General features: G+C 65.5%; 14 protein-coding genes. 7 read left to right on the forward strand and 7 right to left on the reverse strand.

Translation table 11 applies throughout. The annotated features are described in order from the left end of the window. The first annotated feature begins 120 nt into the window (after positions 1–120). From ACTXG6_RS33830 to ACTXG6_RS33850, 5 genes are all read left to right on the forward strand, one after another. The gene (locus tag ACTXG6_RS33830; RefSeq protein WP_445183362.1) at positions 121–1,173 is read left to right on the forward strand and encodes an IS110 family transposase; all 1,053 of its coding nucleotides are present in this window, start codon (positions 121–123) and stop codon (positions 1,171–1,173) included. Positions 1,174–1,212: 39 nt separating this feature from the next. Continuing rightward, entirely contained in the window at positions 1,213–2,124 is a 912-nt protein-coding gene (locus ACTXG6_RS33835; RefSeq protein WP_445183433.1) for an IS3 family transposase, read from the forward strand. Positions 2,125–4,005: 1,881 nt separating this feature from the next. Next, positions 4,006–5,646, forward strand: a complete 1,641-nt coding sequence (locus ACTXG6_RS33840; RefSeq protein WP_445183434.1) for an efflux RND transporter periplasmic adaptor subunit — start codon at positions 4,006–4,008, stop codon at positions 5,644–5,646. 1,210 nt (positions 5,647–6,856) lie between these two features. Next, positions 6,857–11,005 (forward strand): Pls/PosA family non-ribosomal peptide synthetase, encoded by a 4,149-nt coding sequence (locus ACTXG6_RS33845; protein WP_445183435.1) that lies wholly within the window; start codon positions 6,857–6,859, stop codon positions 11,003–11,005. A 128-nt stretch (positions 11,006–11,133) separates the two neighbouring features. Continuing rightward, entirely contained in the window at positions 11,134–13,632 is a 2,499-nt protein-coding gene (locus ACTXG6_RS33850) for an Hsp70 family protein (protein WP_445183436.1), read from the forward strand. A 394-nt stretch (positions 13,633–14,026) separates the two neighbouring features. On the opposite strand, the gene ACTXG6_RS33855 is transcribed toward ACTXG6_RS33850, so the two are convergent. The 4 genes from ACTXG6_RS33855 to ACTXG6_RS33870 all read right to left on the reverse strand — a co-directional run bounded on the left by ACTXG6_RS33855 (position 14,027) and on the right by ACTXG6_RS33870 (position 19,079). After that, a protein-coding gene (locus ACTXG6_RS33855; protein WP_445183371.1) for an IS3 family transposase occupies positions 14,027–15,198 on the reverse strand; the annotation gives its coding sequence in 2 pieces (ribosomal slippage) (positions 14,027–14,934 and positions 14,934–15,198; 1,173 coding nt in all). A gap of 39 nt (positions 15,199–15,237) precedes the next feature. After that, complete coding sequence (locus tag ACTXG6_RS33860; RefSeq protein ID WP_445183437.1) at positions 15,238–15,729, reverse strand: integrase; 492 nt, start codon at positions 15,727–15,729, stop codon at positions 15,238–15,240. After that, positions 15,723–16,754: a 4-hydroxy-2-oxovalerate aldolase gene (gene dmpG, locus ACTXG6_RS33865; RefSeq protein ID WP_445183438.1), complete on the reverse strand. Its 1,032-nt coding sequence runs from the start codon at positions 16,752–16,754 to the stop codon at positions 15,723–15,725. Before dmpG ends, ACTXG6_RS33860 begins: the two co-directional genes overlap by 7 nt. Before the next feature lie 1,153 nt (positions 16,755–17,907). Next, positions 17,908–19,079, reverse strand: a protein-coding gene (locus ACTXG6_RS33870; RefSeq protein WP_445183371.1) for an IS3 family transposase whose coding sequence is annotated in 2 segments (ribosomal slippage) — positions 17,908–18,815 and positions 18,815–19,079 — 1,173 coding nt in all. Because the reading frame shifts where the segments join, the coding sequence is not laid out codon by codon here. On the opposite strand from ACTXG6_RS33870, the gene ACTXG6_RS33875 reads away from it, so the two are divergent. Both ACTXG6_RS33875 and ACTXG6_RS33880 read left to right on the forward strand, forming a co-directional pair. Beyond that, on the forward strand, positions 18,969–20,426 hold the full coding sequence (locus ACTXG6_RS33875; protein WP_445183439.1) for an ammonium transporter: 1,458 nt from the start codon (positions 18,969–18,971) through the stop codon (positions 20,424–20,426). The genes ACTXG6_RS33870 and ACTXG6_RS33875 overlap by 111 nt on opposite strands. A 47-nt stretch (positions 20,427–20,473) precedes the next feature. Then, a complete protein-coding gene (locus tag ACTXG6_RS33880; RefSeq protein ID WP_445183440.1) occupies positions 20,474–20,809 on the forward strand; it encodes a P-II family nitrogen regulator in 336 nt (111 codons plus the stop codon). Between the two features lie 380 nt (positions 20,810–21,189). Here ACTXG6_RS33880 and ACTXG6_RS33885 read toward each other — a convergent pair whose 3' ends face one another. The 3 genes from ACTXG6_RS33885 to ACTXG6_RS33895 form a co-directional block, all read right to left on the reverse strand. Further along, positions 21,190–22,485, reverse strand: coding sequence for an IS256 family transposase (locus ACTXG6_RS33885; protein ID WP_445183441.1), 1,296 nt, complete (start codon positions 22,483–22,485; stop codon positions 21,190–21,192). After that, positions 22,485–22,865 (reverse strand): S41 family peptidase, encoded by a 381-nt coding sequence (locus ACTXG6_RS33890; protein WP_445183442.1) that lies wholly within the window; start codon positions 22,863–22,865, stop codon positions 22,485–22,487. The genes ACTXG6_RS33885 and ACTXG6_RS33890 overlap by 1 nt, the downstream gene beginning before the upstream one ends. 288 nt (positions 22,866–23,153) lie before the next feature. Further along, on the reverse strand, positions 23,154–23,384 hold the full coding sequence (locus ACTXG6_RS33895; RefSeq protein WP_445183443.1) for a tetratricopeptide repeat protein: 231 nt from the start codon (positions 23,382–23,384) through the stop codon (positions 23,154–23,156). Positions 23,385–23,386: the final 2 nt, after the last annotated feature.

The following is a 23,386-nucleotide window of genomic DNA, read 5'->3' on the forward strand; positions in this document are numbered from 1 at the left end:
CGCCCAGGACGCGTGGAGCGTGGCTTCATAGGAGCCTGCTACTGAGCCGAATTGAGGCGTGCCCGCTCCGCGCGGTTCTGGGATTGCTTGCTTCCGGTTCGGCGTGAGGAGTTCCCCCGCATGGTCATGATCGGCACCGATTCCCATAAGCGCACCCACACCGTCGTCGCGGTCGATGCCGTGGGTCGGCGCCTGGGGGTGAAGACCGTCCGCACCAACAGCGATGGCCATTTGGAGCTGGTCCGCTGGTCGGTCCAGTTCGACGAGGTCAGCTTCGCGCTGGAGGACTGCCGCCATCTCACCCGTCGTTTGGAGGCCGATCTACTGGTCGCGGGGTGTCGAGTGATTCGTGTTCCGACCAAGCTGATGGCTGGGGCTCGCCGCGCGGCGAGGGAGCCGGGCAAGTCCGATCCGATCGATGCTGAAGCGGTCGCCCTGGCCGCCCTGCGGCACCCGGATCTTCCGGTCGCGGAACTCGACGGCCCCGCTCGGGAAGTGAAGCTGCTGTCCGACCATCGTCACGACCTGGTCGTGCAGCGCACCCGGATCGCCTCACAGATCCGCTGGTACCTGCATGAACTCGACCCCGATCTGCTGATTCCGTCACGTGGGTTGCGTCGTCATTGCGTCGTCGCGCGGCTGCGCGTAGAGCTGGACCGCGTCGACGGGGTGGTCGCTCGCCTGACCCGCAACCTGCTGGCCCGCTGCGACGAGCTCAACCGGCAGATCAACGCCCTCGAGGTCGAACTACGCGACCTCGTGCGTCGGATCGCTCCCAGCTTGCTGTCGATCCCAGGATGCGGTGTGTTGTCCGCGGCGGTGATGATCGGAGAGACCGCCGGGGTGCACCGCTTCCGCGACAAGGACGCGTTCGCCCGCTTCACCGGCACCGCGCCCGTGCCTGTCTGGTCCGGCGCCAGCGCGGGCAAGGTCCGGCTCAACCGCGGCGGCAACCGGACCATGAACTGCGCCCTGCACATGATCGCCATCACCCAAGCCCGTGGCATCGGCGCCGGCGCGGCCTACCTCGCCAAACAACACGCCCGCGGCAAGGACAAGACCGCGGCGCTGCGCCTGCTGCGGCGACGGCTCTCCGACACCGTCTTCAGCGCCCTGCGGACCGACCAGCTCGCCGCCGCCCCAGCCTCGATAGTGACCGCGCTGGCCGCCTGAACGACGAGGCGCTTGACATAGGAGCATCAAGGAGACCCGGTGAACGTCTACCCGTTCATCGAGGCGGAGAAGCAGCGCAGCGCTACCGACGGGGCTGGTGGCGGGAACGTTGCCCGCGCGTGTGGGCTGCTGAAGGTCTCCAGGTCCGCCTACTACGCCCACGCCGCCGCGCTCGCCGCTGGAGGGACCGCGCGTCAACGCGAGGATGCCGAACTGACTGTGTGGATCACCGAGATCCACGCTGACTCCGATGGCTCCTACGGGGCGCCGCGCGCACACGCCGAGCTCGCCGGACAGGGCCACCGGCACGGCCGTAAGCGGATCGCCCGGCTGATGCGCGCGGCCGGACTGCGCGGGCGCACCCCGCGCCGGTGGCGCAAGACCACCATCGCTGACCCGGCCGCACCGACGCGCCCGGACCTGATCGAGCGGGACTTCACCCCCAACGCCTTCGGCCTCGATCAGCGCTGGTGCGGCGACATCACCTACATCCGCACCTGGCAAGGGTGGCTGTATCTGGCCACCGTCATCGACATCGCCTCACGCCGCGTCATCGGCTGGGCCACCGCTGATCACCTGCGCACCGACCTGGTCGAGCAGGCCTTGCGCAACGCGGTCACCGCCCGCCGCCCCGCTGCCGGGGTGATCTTCCACTCTGATCGCGGCTGTCAGTACACCTCGGCCCAGCTCGCCGGCACCGCGACCGAGTTGGGCGTGCGGCTCTCGGTCGGGCGCACCGGGCAATGCTGGGACAACGCCCTGGCCGAGTCGTTCTTCGCCACCATCAAGGGCGAGCTACTCGAACATCGATCCTGGCCCACACACGCCGCCGCGCGCGCCGCGATCTTCGACTTCATTGAAGGGTGGTACAACATCAGACGCAGGCACTCCGCCCTGGGCTACCTCAGCCCGGCCGCCTACGAAAACACCGCCGCCACCCACGCGGCCTGACCGACACAACCACCGTGTCCGTCAAAGCGGGTCAACTCCACACGGAATGTGTGCCAGAGCCGGCCTTCACGCGTCGCCGACAATCGACGCACTCACCTGGAGGAGGAACGGCCCAAGAAGGAAGATCAAGAACAAGAACGGGGATTGACCGGCCCGCCCGTTCTGGGATGACCAGCGGAAACTCGAGTGACACCCGAGTGACAGGGCAACGGTAGGGCTTGTTCCCAAGATCTTCCTCTCTCTCGCTCCTACTGTCACAGCGTCACAAGCGGCTGAAACAGTAGGGGTGGGGTCTCCCCCATCTGTTTCAGCCGCTTGGCCCGCCTCACCACATCACCGAGGCATGCTTGACGATCTTCTTGACAACCGATACCGATTCCGGTGGATTCGGACGGACGACTACGGATGCTGCGGGCCCGCTGACCTGCATTTACCGTGAGGCATCGGCGCCGCGATCATTGCTTGACACGGAAGAGATCACTGGTTCAATCCTGCGACCGGCTCAGGATGACGCCTGTAGCGTTCCACCATGGTTCCTCGTACACGCCCCGTGGCAGGGTCGACAGTGGAAACCTCGCCGTGGAGCATGGCCGTTGATACCGACGCGTCGGAGCCAGTGGGCTGGGACGGAGCGCGCACTGGCAGGTGCCCGCACCCCTCCGACCTGGCCCACCCTCGGTACGCGGGCCATCCGTCGTCTTGCCCGCACCCTTCCGACCTGCTCCACCCCCGGTACGCGTCTCAGCGCGTCCGAACGAGCGGCATGTTCTTCGGCCCAATCGTGCCAGGTGCCGACACCGGGTCGCCGGGGTGGGACAACACTTCGCTACCGCTCCCCACCCAGCGTCAGCGTTTCGACTAGGAGAGGCTCCCTCCGCGACGAGGACTTCTCTGACCACAATTCTCCCCCGCGGCTGCGCCGCCACCACCGCCAGCGCGGGCTCTTTCCGGTGAACTGCGATTGCCCTGACCGTTATGTGGGGTCAACGTGATGCAGTACTCCAACCACTTCGGCGATGCGTGTCGGAGAATGATCGAGTCGCCTCCTCAGCTCCCGGTAGGCCGAGGATCCCGCCGAGCCCGCCATCATGGTGGCCGTCGCCGTCACCCGGGCCCTCGCGATGCTTAGTGGACAGTGGGGCGGTGGTCATCGCTGCCAACGCCACCCGCGCGGTGACCCGGGTCGCTCGCGCGCGCGCGTGCGGCCACCGACGTCGGCCCCCGGTGCAACTTCGACAAGCGCCACACGCACCCCATCTGAGCTTGAGGCTGCGTCATGGATGGGTGGGATGAGTTCTAAAGCGAACACCATGCTGCCAACCTTGGATCTGGCGCAAGCGATCCGTTCGGGCCGACCTACCGGGACGATTCCGCTAGCGCTGTCACCTCTCCGGGCCGTCGCCGAGGCCCGCTGACGGGCCGCAGCCCGATCACCAAGACCGATGCGTCCAAGATCAAGCTGTTGCTGGCCCAATCGCCAGCCTCATGCTGGACCCGCCAGCCTGGCTCACCACCGGACCTCGTCCCCCACATCCAGCACGGCCGGTTCCTAACCGTTTAGCTCTCGAACGAATACTGATGCTCTCGGGTGATTGCCCCGGGACAGTCCCGGCACGCGGTGGATGGTCTCCAGTCGACGAACACGAAGAGTAGGCAATCATCGCTACTAGTAGCGATATCCGATGGGATCACCATGTTGGGGCCGGGCGCCGACTCTTCAATGGTGACTATTCGTCACTAGATCGGGTCGTTGAGGCGATCGTGTCGCACCTCGATACCGAATCGAGCGTTGGGGTTGTTGATTCTTCGTTCACTGCGTCGATGCGTTGAGGTACGAGTGAGACAGCGGTAGCGCGCGGTCCACGAAAGGGAATTCGAACGATGTGGGCACCAGATCGTCGGCAGCGGGTGACCGGCCTGGCCAGGTCGCGGGCCGGAGGGCTCATCGCCACCCGCCGCGGCCGATGGCTCAGCGGCTGCGCGGTGCTACTTCCGGTGGTCCTCGTGGTGGTCGCCTGTGGGACGGACATCGGGTCGTCGCCGACGACCGTGCGGGTCACCCGGGGAAGTGTCGAGCGCACAGTGGCGGCGACGGGGGCACTGCAGGCCATCACGGAGCAGAACCTCGGCTTCTCCAACGGGGGAAAGCTGGTCGCTCTGATGGTCACGGTCGGGCAGCAGGTCAGTGCGGGGCAAGTGCTAGCCCGCCTGGATGACTTCGACGCCCAGGCGGACCTCCAGCATGCTCAAGCAACGCTCGATCGCAAACAGGCTCGGCTGGGCAAGGTCCGCGATGGCAACCAGACTGACGCGGCCAAGGACGACCACGACGCGGCCAAGGACGTCTACAACGCCACCAAGGACCAGTCGGATGCGATGGACCAAGCCAACTCCGACTCCCTGGATCAGGCCCACCAGCAGCTCGGCGATGACCAGGACTCGCTGAAACAGGCGCAGCAGCAGGCCGGTTATGACCAGGCGAAGTGCAACCGCTCGCTGACCGGTGGCTCCCAGCGCTACGACGGCTACGGCGACAACGCCGACGTGACCTCCAAGGACAACAAGGGCCTGCTTCTGGAGTCACCGCTGAAGCTGCACTCGCCGTCCTGCGATCGTGCCGACCACGGCAAAGCGGCGGTCGCGGCGTATCAACGACGAATCGGACACGACCGCGACACAATCAAGGCCATCGAGCGGCGCGGCGACGTCGACCACGCCAGACAACGTGTCGAGCTCGAGAACGCCCGCCGCCAGGCCACGGCCGCCAAGGACGCCGCGGACGGTGCGCAGCATGACCGGCCGAACGACATCGACGAGGCCGAGGCCGAGGTGGCCGGTGCGCAGGTCGATGTGCGCCGCGCGCAGCGCGGCGTGGACGACACCGTGCTCAAGGCCCCGGTGGCCGGTACGGTGGCCAGCATCAACGGCACGGTCGGGGAGTACCTCGGCTCCGGCACGGGAACGACCCCGCTGGCACCGGGCAGCCGGGCGTCACTGCCGGACCTGGACTCCGGTGTCGGGGGCAAGGATTCCAGTGGGTCGAAGGCCCAGCGCCCGGGCGGCCCGTCCTTCCTGACACTCAAGGACGTCAACAGCTTCCAGGTGATTGCTCCGTACGAGGAGTCCGACGCCGCCCTGGTCGCGCCGAACCAGAAGGTCGAGGTCAGCTTCGACGCCGTCCCGGGGCTGACCGAGGTCGGTACCGTGTCCTCGGTCGCCCCGGCCGGGACGCAGATCCAGGACGTCACCAACTACTACGTCTCGGTCGTGCTCAACGGGGTCGACCCCCGCCTCAAGGGAGGCCTGACCGCCGAGACGAAGGTCGTCGTGGGCAACGTCGACAACGTCTTGGTGGTGCCGACCGCGGCTGTGCAGCGGGGCGGGCAGTCCGGTGTTGTCCAGGTGATGCAACCGGACGGCACCCGACGCGGCGTCCAGGTGCTGCTCGGCATGGTCGGCGACACCTACACCGAGATCGTGGACGGCCTCGAGGAAGGTCAACAGGTCGTCCTCGCGGGGTAGCGGCATAGAGACTGAGGGCAGGCGCCGGACTTCGACGGCGTAGCGGGGTTACGCAGCATCCCCCAGATCACTGAGCGGTCACAGCGGGACTTCCCGGATCGGGGGGTACTGCAGTGGCGGTCAGTTATCGGGCGAATTCAGCGCAGGTTCGGAGTGCGTTTGATTGGGGTTGGGAGGATTTCACGCGGCTACCGCTGAGGCGGAGCGCACCACGCGAGGAAGATCTGCTCAGTCGATGCGCAGGACTGCGGTTCGGGCAGCCTCAAGGTTATACAGCCGCCACAGCGCGCCGCCGCCTTGACTGGCGGTTGTTCGGGGCTGACGGTGTCGTAGTCAGGCACGTGACCACCCGGCGACCCTGGACCTGCCCGGTGCCGGTGCCGGCATGTCTAGGGCAATGCCCATTCGGCCAACTCGCCCGTACCCGCGTCCCGCTGTGGCTCGTTGAACCTTCCTATGGGCTCCAAATGGCGCCACGACTTATCAGGCGCTACATGTCCGAACCCGGCGCACAACCCCGCAGCGGAAGAGCGACGTAAATCCCTGGTCCTGTGTGTCTCAGAATTCACGGGCGTCGTACCCTTGCGCACCACTGCGAGTCCAAGTTGGACTCCTTGCACCTGATCGCGGATTTTCGGAGAACCCTGAGATAGTGCTGATGCCCTACTCCGCTGCCGCCGTACCCTTTGCTGCGCAAGGTCCGTTACCTCTAGTAGCCCCAGCAGGGCGCCCAATCGTCGCTGGCCGTCGAGGGACACCACCGAGTTGAACAGGAGATCGACTGTGCTGAAGGAGGCCGGACTCGTGGTGGCCAAACGATCATGAGAGCACCGCCAGCTGTCACCAGAACAACGGCACGAAGGACGAGACCGGCCGCCCGCACGGGCAGCTGGCCTGGTCAACGTTCATGACACCACCGTCCAGGTCCCGATCCAGGCCTGCAACAACAGCGTCCTCGAGGGTGTTCTGGGTGTCCTCGCCAAGGACCAGAAGACTCCGACGACCACGGCTGAGGTGTGACCGGTAGGCAGCGCCAACCGCTATGGGCGACCGAACTCCGATTGCGTCCAGCCGTGCCATGCCATGGGCGCGAAGTCCTATGCCAGGCAACTCGTGTGCGGTGGGGCCGTTGCCGCTACTCGACAATCCTTCTATCAAGGTGCGAGCGGGCAGGCCCACCCGAGCGACTCGGGCGATCCGAGGAGACATCATGACCGCGATCGAGCAGCGCCCGGTCCCAGCGTCTGGTGAAGAGTTAGTGCTGGTCGCCGACGGTGATGCGCAAGGTTCCCGCACTCGCCACGGCGAGCGATTGGACCACTTGTTCGAGGAACGCTGCGACTACATCCGCCGGTACGGGCGGGGGCGGCACCTCGCGGTGGACTGCGACGAGCTAGTGATGACATACGGGGAGCTCGACCACTCGGCGAATCAGCTAGCCCGCTACCTGCGGATGCGCGGCGCCAAGCCCGGTGACCGGATCGCTCTGCTGTTTGACGAACCCGCGCCCTCCTACCTGGCGATGTTGGCGGTCTTGAAGATCAGCGCCGCGTACGTTCCGCTCGACGTGGGGTTCCCCGCCGACCGCTTGGCGTACATCGTCGAGGACGCCCACGTCAAGATCGTGCTGTCAATGTCGCATGTTCCCGGGCGCGTCCAGGGCATCGACGACATCACCGGCAACGGCGCCGAGATGATCTTCATCGATGAGATGGCCCCATTGGTAGCAGAGATGGACTCGCGCCGACTGATCGACGCCGAGCGCGGCTTCCACATCGATCAGCTGGCCTACATCGTCTACACATCGGGTTCGACCGGCCGGCCTAAAGGTGTGGCGGTCGACCACCCGAGTATCTGCAACTTCGTTCGGGTGGCCGCCCAGGTGTATGGCATCCGGTGGCAGGACCGGGTGTATCAAGGTTTGACCATTGCGTTCGACTTCTCCTTCGAGGAGATCTGGGTGCCGTGGATCTGCGGTGCGACGCTGGTCCCCAAGCCGCCCGGAGCCAGCCTGCTTGGCGCGGAGCTGCACGAGTTCTTGACCAGCCGCCAGGTCACCGCGATGTGCTGCGTGCCGACCTTGCTGGCCACCATCGAGGAGGACCTGCCGCAGCTGCGGTTCCTTCTGGTCTCCGGGGAGGCGTGCCCGCAGGATCTGATCACCCGTTGGCACAAACCGGGCCGGCGCTTCCTGAACGTGTATGGCCCCACCGAAGCCACGGTTACCGCGACCTGGACTGAGGTCCACCCAGGGAAGGCGGTCACTATCGGAGTGCCGCTACCCACTTACTCCATCGTGATCCTGGACCCCGAGGACCTGTACCGGGCGTTACCTCGCGGTGAGGTCGGGGAGATCGGCATCGCCGGTATCGGCCTGGCCCGGGGATATCTCAACCGGGACGACCTGACCGATCGGGCGTTCATTCCTGACTTTCTGGATATCCCGGCTAATCCGTCCGGGCGGATCTACCGCACGGGCGACCTGGGTCGGGTCAATTCCGACGGTGAGATCGAGTATCTCGGTCGGATCGATCTGCAAGTCAAGATCCGCGGTTACCGCATCGAGCTGACGGAAATCGAGTCGGTGCTGTTACAGGTGCCGGGCATCGCGGCGGCGGTAGTGGACACCTACTCCCCGGATAGCGAGACGACCGAGCTGGTCGGTTACTACAGTTTACGTACCGACACCGAGCACCTCGACGCCGAGGTGATCTATGCGCGCCTACGGGAGCGGTTGCCCTCCTACATGGTGCCGGCCTACCTCGAACACCTCGACGCCATCCCGATGACCCCGCAGGACAAGGCCGACCGCAAGAACCTGCCACCACCGCGTCAGCGCACCAGAACCGCGCATGGAGCGCACGTCTCGCCGGCATCAGATACGGAACGGGCCCTGGCCCTCACCCTGGCCCAGACCTTGGGCGTGGACGACGTCTCGGTGGTCGCCAACTTCTTCGAGGATTTCGGCGCGAACTCACTGCTGATGGCGCAGTTCTCGGCGCAGGTCCGCACCCTGGGCATTCTGGGCCGGATGTCGATGCGCGACATCTACCTCAACCCGACCATCCGCCAGCTCGCCGCGGCCCTGTGCGATGTCGATGCGGTGAAGACCGAAGCCTCGGCTGCCCCAACCACATCCGCCCGCCGGGGCAACAGCGCGGAGTACGTGTGGTGCGGGGCGATGCAGCTGCTGTTGTTCCTCGCCGCGATGTATCTGGGCGCGCTGCTGCTCGACACCGGCTACGGGTGGATCTCGGTGGCCGTCGGGTTGGCCAACACATGCGCACGCGCCGCGATGTTCAGCCTGGAGACCTATCTGGCGTTGTGTCTCCTGCCGATCGTGGCGAAGTGGCTTCTGGTCGGCGCCTGGCAGCCCCAGGAGATCCGGATCTGGAGCTCGGACTATCTGCGGTTCTGGCTGGTCAAGGTACTCATTCAGACCAGCCCGTGGGCTCTGTTCGCTGGATCACCGTTGTTCGTGTTCTACCTGCGGGCGTTGGGGGCGAAGATCGGCCGGGGGGTGACCATCCATTCACGCAATATCCCGGTGGCCACCGACCTGATCACCATCGGCGACGGCGCGTTGATCCGCAAGGACTGCTTCTACACCGGCTACCGCGCGACCTCGGGGGCAATACAGCTCGGCCCGGTAACCCTCGGGTGCCAAGCCGTTGTGGGAGAGAAGACCGTGCTGGACATCGGCACCTGGATGGGCGACGGCGCGGTGCTCGGACACTCGTCGGCGTTGCAGACCGGGCAGGCGATACCGGCCGGCCACACCTGGCACGGTTGCCCGGCCGAACCAGCCACCACCGAGTACCGCACCGTTCCCCCGGCACGCTGCTCGAGTCTGCGCAAGCTCGCCTATAGCGTCCTGCAATTGCTTGGGCTGCTGCTGCCCGGCACGGCAGTGATGGCGCTCGTGGGCGTTGCCGGGCCCAGCATCCCCATGCTCAACACGCTGCTGAACCTCGACGTCACCGTGCCAACCAGCCCAAACTTCTATCTGTTTGTCCTCGTGGCGACGATGTTGCTGTTTCTCGGCGGGCTGGTAATCGGGCTGGGCTTCATCATGGTCGTCCCACGGCTGTTGCACCTGTTCATGACCCCGGACAAGGTCTACCCGCTCTACGGGTTCCACCATCTCGTCCAGCAGGCGGTCACCGGCATCACCAACTCGACGTTCTTCATGGATCTGTTCGGCGACACCTCGGCGGTGGTGCACTATCTGCGCGCGCTGGGCTACGGTCTGAGCCGCGTCGTGCAATGCGGGTCCAACTTCGGTGCCACCCTGCAACACGACTCGCCTTACCTGACCAGCGTCGGCACCGGAACGATGATCTCCGACTCGCTGTCAATCATGAATGCCGACTACTCCGCAACGTCGTTCCGGGTATCCCAGGTCCGCATCGGTGAACGCAACTTCCTCGGTAACAACATTGCCTTGCCATCCCAGGCCCGCATCGGCGACAACGTCCTGCTCGCCTCAAACGTGATGATCCCCATCGACGGGCCCATCCGGGAGAACGTCGGCCTGCTCGGCTCGCCACCATTTGAGATTCCCCGATCAACCGAGCACGACAGCGACTTCGACTTCCTCGATGCCCCCGACGAGATCCGGCGACGGCTCTGGGCAAAAAACCGGCACAACACCGTCACCGCAATCCTTTTCCTGACGGTACGGTGGCTACAGCTCTTCACCGCCACCCTGATCGGCGCCCTCGCCGCCGCGTGCGAAGCCACCTACGGCGCCCTCGCACTCGCCGCGGCGGCCGTGTTGATGACAGTGGGCAACCTGCTCATCGGGGTGTTGGTGGAGCGGGCAGCATGGGGGTTCCGGCGGTTGCGCCCTCAGTTTTGCTCAATCTACGAACCGTACTTCTGGCGGCACGAACGCCTCTGGAAGCTGCTGGCCACCCCACCGTTCAACGGCACCCCGTTCAAGAACATCCTATGGCGGCTCCTGGGCGTGCGCATGGGGCGGCGGGTCTTCGACGACGGCTGTGCCATCCCGGAGAAGACGCTCGTCAGCATCGGTGACGACGCCGTCCTCAACGCCGGCAGCGTCATCCAATGCCACTCCCTCGAAGACGGCGCCTTCAAGTCCGGCTACACCACTCTCGGCGCCGCCACCACCCTGGGCATCGAGTCCTTCGTCCACTACGGCGTCACGATGGGCGAGGGGGCACTGCTCGACGCCCATGCGTTCCTGATGAAGGGTGAAGAGGTCGGTCCGTACGAAAGCTGGCAAGGCAACCCCGCCAACCACGTGTCCACCGGCCCGGCGACCCACGGGAAGGAGATAACGCCGGGCACCTACGGCAACCTCGAACTCGACGTGGCCGCAGCCGGGCGCTAGGGAAGCGGGCCGGTCCGGCCTCCGGCGATACAGCGGAACAGGCCGGCAATTGGACCGATGGGTGCGCGGCTGATGGCTCGGTGCCCGGGTCGCTAGCATGTGCTGGTTTTCGACCGACAACTGGGGGTGTGGTGGGCTACCTTCTCAGCGTTGACCTGGGCACGACGTTCGTGGCCGCCGCGCTCTCCTCTGGCTCGCAGCTGGAGATGTTCACGCTGGGTGAGCGTTCGGTCGTCGCCCCGGCCTTGGTCTACCTGGGCGAGGACAACACCCTGGTCACGGGGGAGGCGGCCAACCGACTCGCGCTGAGCAGCCCCGAGCGGGTGGCGCGGGAGTTCAAGCGCCGCCTCGGCGATCCGACTCCCATCCGGCTCGCCGGGACCCCGCTCGCGGTCACTGAACTGTTGGCGACGTTGCTGCGCGATGTACTGGCCAAGGTCACCAAGACCGAGGGAACACCGCCGCAGCAGGTCGTGTTGACGCACCCGGCGACCTGGGGCCCGCTCCGACGGGGGCTGTTCGACGAGGTCGCACACCTGGCCGGCCTGAGCGATACACCGACCCACACCCTCAGCGAGCCCGAAGCCGCCGCAGCGCACTACACCACCTCACGCGGGCTGCGCGACGGCGAACTCATCGCGGTCTACGACCTGGGTGGCGGCACCTTTGACGTGACGGTGTTGCACGCGCACCCTCGGCGGGTAGAGATCCTGGGTATCCCGGAGGGCATTGAACGCCTCGGCGGCATCGACTTCGACGATGCCCTCTTCAACCATATCGATCACGCCTCGGGCGGGGCGATCAGCAATCTTGACGTCCGTGATCAGCGGACCGGTGTGGCGCTGGCGAGGGTACGTCAGGACTGCGTGCTGGCCAAGGAGGACCTCTCGACCGTCACCGAGACCGTCATCCCGGTATTTCTGCCCGAGCTGAACTTCGACCTGCGCATCACGAGGGCTCAGTTCGAGGACCTGGTACGCGCCCAGGTCGAGTCCACGGTCGGGGCGTTGGCGCGCACCCTGCGCTCGGCGCAGGTCAACCCCGCACAGCTCACCGCCGTGCTGCTGGTCGGTGGCTCCTCGCGCATTCCGCTGGTCGCGCGGACGGTCTCCGAAGCGCTCGGTGTGCGCACCGTGGTTGATGCCCACCCCAAGCACGCCGTGGCACTCGGCGCCGCCGCCCTGGGCAGCGCCATCGCCCAAGGACAGGTCGTACGGCGGGTCCAGCTGGCGGCTGCGCACTCCCGCGCCGTCCTCCCCGCCGCCACAGCAATCGCCACCGCCAACCGGTCAAGCGTGCAGCGTACTCAGGCCCTCACCTCAGATTCACCGGTCACCGAAGGTGCGCGTCCGCCAATCACCCCAGGTGCTGGTAGGGGCCCGGTCGATCAGCCTCCCGACAACCCGGTGTCGACGCCCGGTACGACCGCTCCCACGTCGCGGAGCAGGTGGGGAGTGCTCACCGCAGTGGTTCTTCTCACCGGGACCGCCGTGGTGAGCGCCGTGTTGATTCCCCAGACGTGGCACGCGCCGAGCATCCTGCCGGCAACGTCGGCATTGGCTACGGCATCGCCGCAACCCTCGAGGAGCACGCCCGGCGTCATCTCCGTCGGCCAGGGCCCCTCCGCTGTGGCCATTAGCCCCGACGGTCGCCGGGCCTACGTGCCCAACGCCGGCTCTGGCGCAATGGCTGGCAATACCGTCTCGGTGATCGACACAGCCACCAACACGGTTATCGCGACCGTCCCGGTCGGCGTTGGCCCCTCTGGCGTGGCGATCACCCCCGGTGGCGGCTACGTCTACGTCGCCAACGGCGACGCCAACTCGGTATCAGTGATCGACACCGTCAACGACACGGTCACCGCCACCGTCCCGGTCGGCCGTGAGCCCAGCGGCGTGGCTATCACCGCCGACGGCCGCGACGTCTACGTGCCCAACGCCGGCTCCGGCTCAATCGCCGGCACCACCGTCTCCGTGATCGACACCACCACCAACACCCTCACCGCGACCATCCTGGTCGGCTTCGGCCCCTCGGGCGTGGCACTCACCCCCGACGGCCGCCGCGGCTACGTCACGCTTGGCGCCGCCAACTCCGTATCAGTTATCAATCCCCTCACCAACAAGACGACAAGGACCATCTCGGTAGGACCGAATCCACTCAGTGTGGCGATCACCCCCGATGGCCACCACGCCTATGTCACCAACCATGGCAACGACACCATCGCGAGCTCCACTGTCTCGGTCATCGACACCACCACCAACAGGGTCACCGCCACCATCCCGGTCGGCTTCGGCCCCTCGAGCGTCGTGATCACCCCGGACGGCCACTACGGTTACGTCACCAATCAGGGCACCGACAGCGCCCCGGGCACCACTGTCTCGGTCATCGACACCACCACCAACAGGGTCACCGCCACCATCCCGGTCGGCTTCGGCCCCTCGAGCGTCGTGATCACCCCGGACGGCCACCACGGTTACGTCACCAACCAGGGCACCGACAGCGCCCCGGGCGCCAGCGTCTCAGTGATCGACACAGTGCGGCCGTCGAACAGCACGGTGGAGGCTCTGCGGTCGGACATACCGCATCGGTCATGGGTGCCGGTGAGCCCACACAGCTGGCGCAGGTAAGCCGCCAGCAGCACTTGGTGAAGGGTGCAATCTCACGGTTGCGGTCGCTATCAGCGGGGGCGGCGCAATCCACGATCGCGCTTGCGCTTTCGTCGGATCGTTGGTTTTGCGGTTCCGCGCCATCAGGTTGCGTGCCCGTCTCGCAGGTTGTCCAGGCCACCACCTCGTCGGCTAGGCCGAGGAGGTGGTGACGCCGCTGTGCACGGCCATTTTTCCTAGGCGTGACAAGGATCGGTTCCGCCAGGAGGAGATCAGGCAGCCTGACAATATTCGTGAATGAGTCCGCCGAGCACATTCAGGCGCTCGATCGCCCCGTCCGAGGCACAGGCGCCATCCCCCACCGCGCCCCGGACTGGGCTGCCCCGCGTTTTTCGGATAGCTATTATTCGTGTTGTTATGCCGCTTGCCGCTGATTTTGGTACTCGTTGTAGGCCTCTCGTGGAGTTCGGTAGGCCAGCGCCGAGTGGAGACGCTTGAGATTATAGCGGAACTCGATGTATCGGGTTACATCCTTTCGGGCGTGTTCTCTTGTAGGGTAGGCGGTGCGGTTGACGCGCTCCACCTTCAGAGTGGCGTTGAACGATTCGGCGAGGGCATTGTCGAAACATGAGCCTACTCGGCCGACTGATTGTCGAATGTCGAGTTGAGCCGCCGCCTCGGCGAAGGCCTGGCTCAGATATTGGGATCCGTGATCGCTATGGAAAATCGCTTCGCTTTCTAGGTCGTAGTTTCGGGAGGCCATGCGGAGCGCGTCGATGACGAGTTCGGCGCGCATATGCTCGGCGATCGCGTAGCCGATGCATTCTTTGGTGCAGCAGTCGATCACGGTTGCCAGGTAACAGAACCCCTGCCATGTCGGCAGGTACGTGATATCACCGACGAGCTTCTTGCCCGGCGCGTCGGCGGTGAAGTCGCGACCCACCAAGTCGGGGATGCTCGCGGCGCCCTCGCCGGCTTGGGTCGTGGTCGGACGCCACGGTCGTGGCTGGCAGGTGACCAGATCCAGCTCAGACATGAGGTCGCGGACCATCTCCGGTCCGCATACCTCGCCCTGGCGGGCCAGGGCCGCGTGGACCCGCCGATAGCCATACGTCCCGTCCGACTCCTCGAAGATCGCCTGGACGAGCGCGCCCAGTCGTGCGCGACGGATCGCCGTGTGTGAGGCAGGCCGGTCTCGCCAGGAGTAGAAACCTGAGGTCGACACACGCAACCAGCCGCACATTGTCTGAATGGGGTAGTGCGCCTTCTCCGCCTCGATGAACGAGTACTTCTCGCTCACCGATACTCCTGGGCGAAAAAGGCCGCTGCCTTTCCCAGGAACTCGGTTTTCATGCGCAATTCCCGGTTCTCGCGCTCGAGTTCCCGCAGGCGTGCTCGCTCTGGCATAGTCAACGGTGGCTCGTCGCTGGCATGCTCGGCGCGATACTTGTTGACCCAGTTCCCGAGAGTGCCTTCGTGCACGCCTATCTCGCGGGCAACCTCAGCGACAGGACGCGAGGTGTCGACCACAAGTCGAACCGCCTCAGACTTGAACTCCGGGCTGAATCTCCGGCGCTTCTCCCGCATCGATCTTCCTCCAATTCGGACGGAACCTTATTGGGTCCGCTATCCGAAATGTGGGAGGCACGCCAGACAGTGTCGAGTGGGACAGCGACCTCCAAGTCCAGCCCTCGGTGGGGCCGGGCCGAGTTGTAGTGCGCCAGGTAGACGCTCAACACCCCGATACAGCTGCGCCTGGTTCCAGATGAGAATCCAGTCCAGGCATTCCGTCCGCACCGCACGAACCCACCGCTCGGCGTAGGCATTCGCCCGTGGCGCTCGCGGTGGAATCTTCAGCACGCCAATACCGGCACCAACGAACACGGCGTCGAAGCAGGCAGAAAACTTGGCGTCCCGATCACGGATCAGAAACCGGAACTGCTCAGCCCGCTCCCCCACATCCATCAGCAGATCGCGCGCCTGCTGGGTGACCCACGCGCCCGTCGGGTGTGCAGTGATCCCGGCCAGCTGCACGCGGCGCCGATCCACCTCGACCAAGAACAGCACGTTAAGCCGGGTCAGGCCAATCGTCTCCACGGTGAAGAAGTCAGTCACCACGGTGCCTGCCGCTTGAGCGCGCAGCAATTCCACCCCACTGGGCCCGCCACGACGCGGTGCCGGCCCCAGACCATGACACCGCGGAATCGCCCGCACCGATGTCGACGAGACAACCACCCCGACCTTGCGCGCCCTTGCCCACGATCCGCAGACAGCCCCAGCGAGGGTTCTCCCTGGCCAGACGCGCGACCAGATCGACCGTCGCCTCCGGCAACCCTCGCCGGTTCCGCCCGCTCGAAGGGTAGATCCAACGGCGGGCGATCAGCTCCCGGTGCCAGCGCAGCAACGTCGCCGGAGTCACCAGAAAAGCCCGCCATCGATCCCTGAGCCGTGGCGTCCACGAGCCGCGGGGCGTCCATCAGCGGCGCCACCACCTGCTCGGCGGTGTCGAACAGCGGGAACAGGTCCACGCCGGTGTGGTAGCCGGCCCGCTCCAACGCCGCCGCCAGTACCTCGGTCTGCGCACTGCCGGCACTGGCGCCCAGCCCGCGCAGCGAATCGTCGAGGTAGGTAGGCCCCTCGTCGGCCGCCACCAGCGCGTTCGCAACGCCCACGCCCAGGTTGTTGTGCGCGTGGAAGCCGACCTCCGCGTCCACCGCCCCCCGCAGCGCGGCAACCCGGGCGGCGGCGTCGCGGGGCACCATGGCACCGGCGGAGTCCACCACGTAACTCACCTTGCCGCCGTAGGCGTCCAGCTTGCGGGCCTGTTCGGCCAGCCGCCCCGGTGTCAGCGTGTGGCTCATCATCAGGAAGCACATCACCCGCAGGCCCCGCTCCCGCGCCCACCGCACGGGCTGCTCGGCGCAGTCCGCCTCGGTGCAGTGCACCGCGACGCGCACCGTGTTCGCGCCGGCGTCCTGGGCGGCCTCCAGCTCGCCCAGGGTGGCGATCCCGGGCACGTAGAGCACGGCGATGTCAGCGCCGGTGACGGCCCCGACCGCGGCGGCGACGTACTCCGGGTCGGTGGCGGCGGCGAAGCCGTACGGGATGGAGGACGCGCCCAGCCCGATGCCATGCGCCACCACGAACTCGCCTTATCATCGCGGTGGTGGTGCCCGCCAAAGCCGCCCACATCCCCGCCCCGGAGGTGATCACAAACAGCACCACCTGAGCGGTACTCTGCGCATGCCAGGATGGTCAGCTTCGCTGAGCAAGACTGGTGATCTTCGATGAGCGCCGGCAACAGAAGGAAGCTCACTGTCCGCGACCTGAGCCACACCCGCGCGGCATCGAAGCCGGTCGCGGCGGGGAGCCAGGCCACGGCCGTCGAGGGTTGCCATCTGGCCCTTCACGGCACATTCTCGTTCAGGCCACGTCGCTGCCTGTCAACGAACGCCCATGCCGAGACTTCGACAGACAGTGACTCACGTCCACACTGTTCGGGCCCGTCTACGAGGTGAACCTTGGGAACGAGTACTCCGCCCTCGTCGTGGGAGTCGCGCGAGGACGTGCAGTCTCGAAGGAGCCCGCGTCGCCGTCTTGTGGCCAGGACGGGTCTGCTGATCGCGTCGGCCGCAGTTGCGGGAGTCTGTGCCTGGGCGGCGACCGGTCCTGGAGACTACCGCCGATCCCACGACGGGTGCGTCACGCTGATGGTTGCCAGCTCGACGGGTGCAGCGATGCGGCATGAGTGCGGTCAGCCCGCGCGCGACTGGTGTCGATCGGCGTATTCGGAAAGTGACCACATCGCGATGCTCACCCGCCCCCAGTGCCGACTGGCCGGGTTTACCCCAGCAACCGTGTCCATTCCTTGACTGCAGTGGTGAGACCTTCCTGATCGGCGCCCCCTGGCGAAGGTCCTCGCCGTGGCGGCTCAATGTGAGCGTCTCAGAAGACTGTCACGTCTAGTTAACTTCGGTTACCCAGCCGAAACAACACGGGCGGAAACTGAGCTCGCGGAAGTGAGGCAGATCACAGACAACAGTAATGCTCGGCGTTGACTGGGGGTGGCCGGTCCTCTGCTGGGCAAGGGAGGAAGGCCACCGCTGATGATTCCCTATCCGAACTGGGTCGATGCTGGAGACACTGCGTGGCAGCTAGCGGCCGCCACATTAGTCGGTTTGATGAGCCTGCCGGGGATCGCTGTCCTCTACGGCGGACTAGTCCAGAAGAAATGGGCCGTGAACACCATGCTTATTGGGCTGCCCCGCGTTTTTCGGATAGCTATTATTCGTGTTGTTATGCCGCTTGCCGCTGATTTTGGTACTCGTTGTAGGCCTCTCGTGGAGTTCGGTAGGCCAGCGCCGAGTGGAGACGCTTGAGATTATAGCGGAACTCGATGTATCGGGTTACATCCTTTCGGGCGTGTTCTCTTGTAGGGTAGGCGGTGCGGTTGACGCGCTCCACCTTCAGAGTGGCGTTGAACGATTCGGCGAGGGCATTGTCGAAACATGAGCCTACTCGGCCGACTGATTGTCGAATGTCGAGTTGAGCCGCCGCCTCGGCGAAGGCCTGGCTCAGATATTGGGATCCGTGATCGCTATGGAAAATCGCTTCGCTTTCTAGGTCGTAGTTTCGGGAGGCCATGCGGAGCGCGTCGATGACGAGTTCGGCGCGCATATGCTCGGCGATCGCGTAGCCGATGCATTCTTTGGTGCAGCAGTCGATCACGGTTGCCAGGTAACAGAACCCCTGCCATGTCGGCAGGTACGTGATATCACCGACGAGCTTCTTGCCCGGCGCGTCGGCGGTGAAGTCGCGACCCACCAAGTCGGGGATGCTCGCGGCGCCCTCGCCGGCTTGGGTCGTGGTCGGACGCCACGGTCGTGGCTGGCAGGTGACCAGATCCAGCTCAGACATGAGGTCGCGGACCATCTCCGGTCCGCATACCTCGCCCTGGCGGGCCAGGGCCGCGTGGACCCGCCGATAGCCATACGTCCCGTCCGACTCCTCGAAGATCGCCTGGACGAGCGCGCCCAGTCGTGCGCGACGGATCGCCGTGTGTGAGGCAGGCCGGTCTCGCCAGGAGTAGAAACCTGAGGTCGACACACGCAACCAGCCGCACATTGTCTGAATGGGGTAGTGCGCCTTCTCCGCCTCGATGAACGAGTACTTCTCGCTCACCGATACTCCTGGGCGAAAAAGGCCGCTGCCTTTCCCAGGAACTCGGTTTTCATGCGCAATTCCCGGTTCTCGCGCTCGAGTTCCCGCAGGCGTGCTCGCTCTGGCATAGTCAACGGTGGCTCGTCGCTGGCATGCTCGGCGCGATACTTGTTGACCCAGTTCCCGAGAGTGCCTTCGTGCACGCCTATCTCGCGGGCAACCTCAGCGACAGGACGCGAGGTGTCGACCACAAGTCGAACCGCCTCAGACTTGAACTCCGGGCTGAATCTCCGGCGCTTCTCCCGCATCGATCTTCCTCCAATTCGGACGGAACCTTATTGGGTCCGCTATCCGAAATGTGGGAGGCACGCCATATGGCGTTCACCGGGTTTTCTCTAGTGTTGCTGGTGTGGGTGCTCTGGGGTTTCAACATGGGTTTCGGCAACCCGCTGCATCTTGGCCCGGGGATTCTCGGGAACTTCGTGGGCGTGCCGCACACGTTGCTCGGTGACGGAACTCAGGCCCAGGCGAACATTCCGCTGCTCAACGGGGGTATGCCCGACTTCCACTTCTCGCAGTCCACACTGGCCTACTTCCAGTTCGTGTTCGCCGCGATCACGCCGCTGCTGTTCCTAGGCAGCGTGATCGGCCGGATCAACTTCAAGGTGTGGCTGATTTTCGTGCCGTTGTGGTCCACCCTCGCGTACTCGGTGAACGCGTTCTTGCTGTGGGGCGGCGGCTGGTGGGCGCAAGCACCCCGGGGTGCGCTGGACTACAGCGGCGGCTACGTCATCCACCTCGCCGCCGGTACCACCGGATTCGTCGCCGCGGCCGTGATCGGCCCCCGACTGGCCCGCGATCGAGCCCGCGCGGTACCCAACAACCTGCCGATGGCCGCCGTCGGCGCCGGGATCCTGTGGCTTGGATGGAACGGCTTCAACGGCGGCGACCCCTACTTCGCCGGCGCCGACGCGGCCACCGCCGTCATCAACACCAACCTCGCCACCGCCACCGCACTTTTGACCTGGCTGCTGCTGGACATGTTCCTTAGCCCCCAGCGCAAACCGACCTTCCTCGGCTCGATCAACGGCATGATCTCCGGGTTGGTCGCCATCACCCCCGCTGCGGGATTTGTGAACGGCCTCGGCGCGCTACTGATCGGACTGATCGCCTCCGCCCTGGTGTGGCTGTCCTGGAACAAACTCGCCAGGACACGACTGTTCTCCAGAGTCGACGACACGCTCGGCGTCGTCCACACCCACGGCGTCGCCGGCTTGGCCGGCGGACTACTGGTAGGCCTGCTGGCCGATCCTCACATCGTTGAGTACCTCAACAAGGACGGCACCACCGGATTCAGCGCCACCGGGCTCTTCTACGGAAACCCAACGCAACTAGCGGTGCAAGCCGGCGCCGCCCTCACCGTCATCGTCTGGGACGCACTGATCACATTCCTGATTCTGAAATTCCTCAGCCTGTTCATGAACCTCCGCATGCCCGACGAGGACCTGGAAATCGGCGACGTCGCCGCGCACGAAGAAGAGGCCTACCCCGACGACGCACTGGTCCACGCCAGCCAACCATCCCCAGCCATCGCACCACCGACCGGCGCGCACCGGGTCGAGCTGGCCACCGACGCCGAACCAGGAGCGGGCTAAGCCCGCCCGCCGGGCGGCAGGCCGTGAGCGTGGCGGGGCGATAGGGGATGAAACTCATCACCGCGGTAATACGACCGCCAGTTTTCGAGGCGATCAAGGACGCACTCACCTTGTTCGGCGTGCGCGGAATGACCGTTGACCAGGTCCACCAAATCTCCCAGGAGACCGCCCACATCCAGATTTACCGTGGTCAGCGGTTCGCCGTCAACGCCCAACCCAGCGTCAAAATCGACCTGCTAGTGCCCGACGACGAACTCGCCGACCTCACCCGAGTGATCAGCAAAATTATGGCCACTGACGGATCAGACGGCAGCGTCTGGACCACTCAGATCGACCTGGTGGTACGCGTCCGCACCAGAGAACACGGACTCGACGCCCTATAGAGCAGACCCGACGCGGTTGTGGAGAGCGCGAAACCACCAGACGGCAGCGCGGCGCCGGACAGTCCGGCCGGCAGCTATGCACAATGGGGATCGGGCGCACATTGGTCCGATCCCCATCGTGCGGTGGAGGCCGTCTAAGCCGAGCGCGGCGCAGGGTGCCCGCTCCCCCATACTGGGTCCGCGCCAGCCAGCGGACCACGCCCGCTGGCACCCACCTCACCTGCAGCCCAGCTGAACTCACGGGCGACCAGGTACTAACTAGCGGTACCAACCCGACGTGAAGCTGCGCTCGACAGCGGGGTCAGCGGGTGTCGCCGGCCAGGTCCAGCGCCGGGTCCTGATGGGGTCTGTAACAAGATCGGTGTTTTCGGCTGTTCTGGTTAGTACTTCTCGGCGCTCGGCCAGCGGTCACCGAACGTGTTCGCAAACGCGTTCAGGGCGGGTTTCCACCGCATCGTCCACCGCGTCTGGCCCTTACCGGTCGGGTCCAGCGACCGGGTGACCAGGTAGAGACACTTGAGCGCGGCTTGCTCTGTGGGGAAGTGACCTCGTGCCCGCACAGCCTTACGATACCGCGCGTTCAACGACTCGATGGCGTTAGTAGAGCACAACACGGTCCTAATTTCTGGATCGTAGTCCAGGAACGGCGTGAATTCCTCCCACGCGTTGCGCCACAGTCGGATCATCGCGGAATACTGGCCACCCCACGTCTCCTCCAACTCATCCAACGCGACCGCAGCGGCCGCTGCGGTCGCCGCCATGTAAATCGGCTTCAGATCCTTCTTCAGCGCGTCCAAATCACGCTTCGACGCAATCCGGAACGAATTCCTAATCAAGTGGATCACGCATGTCTGCACTCGAGCCAGCGGCCACACATCGGCCACCACGTCCGGCAGCCCCTTCAACCCATCGCAAACCACGAAGAACACATCCTTCATGCCACGATTTTTCAGGTCCTGCAACACTTGCAGCCAAAACTTCGCCCCCTCACCGCCCGGACCAGCCCAGATACCGAGCACGTCCTTGCGACCCTCCAGCGTCACCCCGATCGCCGCGTAGAACACTCGGTTCGAGACCTGGCCGTCCCGCACCTTCACAACCACGGCATCAATAAACACGGCCGCGTAGCATTCATCGAGCGGACGCGACTGCCATTCCTGCATCTCCGCGACCACACTGTCAGTGATCCGAGAAACCGTCTCCCTCGACACCGAAGCACCATAAATCTCGGCGAAATGCGCGGAAATCTCGCCCGTCGTCAAACCTTTCGCATACAACGACAACACGATCTCATCAACACTGCCGAGTCGCCGCTGCCGCTTTTTCACGATCACCGGCTCAAACGTGCCCTCACGATCCCGTGGCACCGCCACCTCGACCGGACCGACCGCATCCGAGATCACCGTTTTGATGCGGCTGCCGTTGCGCACGTTCGTGCCCTCACGACCCGGCTGATCACCGTGTTTCGAGTGGCCGAGGTGCCCAGTGATCTCCGCGGTCAACGCGGTCTCCAGGACCGTCTTAGTCAACTGCTTGAGCAGCCCGTCCGGGCCGGTCAACGCCAGCCCCTGTCCCTGCGCTTGCGCCACCATCGCCGCAACCAGCTGCTCCTGAGCACTCGCCGGCTTGCTGGCCTTCGTCTTCGACGTCCGCGTTGTCACAGCGTCAACTGTCATCACACTCCGTGCCCATCCCGCCGGACCTCAGCCCGGCGCGTCAGGCCGAAAACACCGAAGATCGAACAGTCCCTCCTGATGGGCAGCCAACTGCTGGGGGTGAGCGCCGGGACCTCGGTGGTGGGTGGAATGCCGGGGCCCTCGTAGTTGCGGCCGTCGGGGGCGATGTAGTCCTCGTTGCCGACGGTGAAGTCCCAGCCGTTGGGCAGCTTGCGGTGCATGTCATCGGCGAACACGCCTTGGGAGGTGGTGCCCACCCGGGTGGCCGGCGGGGTGCGGGCCATCACCGCCTCGGTGAACGTCTCGCCCGCGCTGACGGTGAGGTCGCTGGTCAGCAGGCGCAGCGGTCCGGTGTAGTGCGGGCGGTCGGGGGTGGGCACAGGTCAGCGCTGAGACCCCGGTAGTGCCACCCCCGCCACGAGTGCCCATCCCAGCCCCGGTCCCCCGTCGCAGTCCCGGCCGTGGTCGTAGTCCAGCGGGCGCTGAACACGGTCAGGACCGGCGCAGTCGCCGCACCGGCTGGAGCGGTGAGCGCAGTGGCGGTGCCGCCGGTCCCGACCAGTCGGACCTCGTACCGCCGCGACCGCGATCCTCTTTGGATTCATCACAGTGGGCCTCCTGGCCAGTCGACGGGAACGGGGCATGTCCGACCTGTGGCATGAAGGCCGTTATCGATTCCTGCGCCACCACCGCTTGCGGTTCTGTTTGCTGCTCATTGCGGCGAGCGCGTTGGCGAGGTTGTTGCGGCTCCCCAGTGTTGTGGGGTGCTCGGCGCCCAGCACTCGCTCACGGATCCCGAGTGTCTGCTGGTGCAGCGCCGCAGACCGCTGATACTCACCCAATCCGTACTGAGCTTCTCCCCTGAGCACGGACACCCGACCTGAGGTGGCTTCGGCCACCA

Source organism: Pseudonocardia sp. Cha107L01, assembly GCF_052566575.1.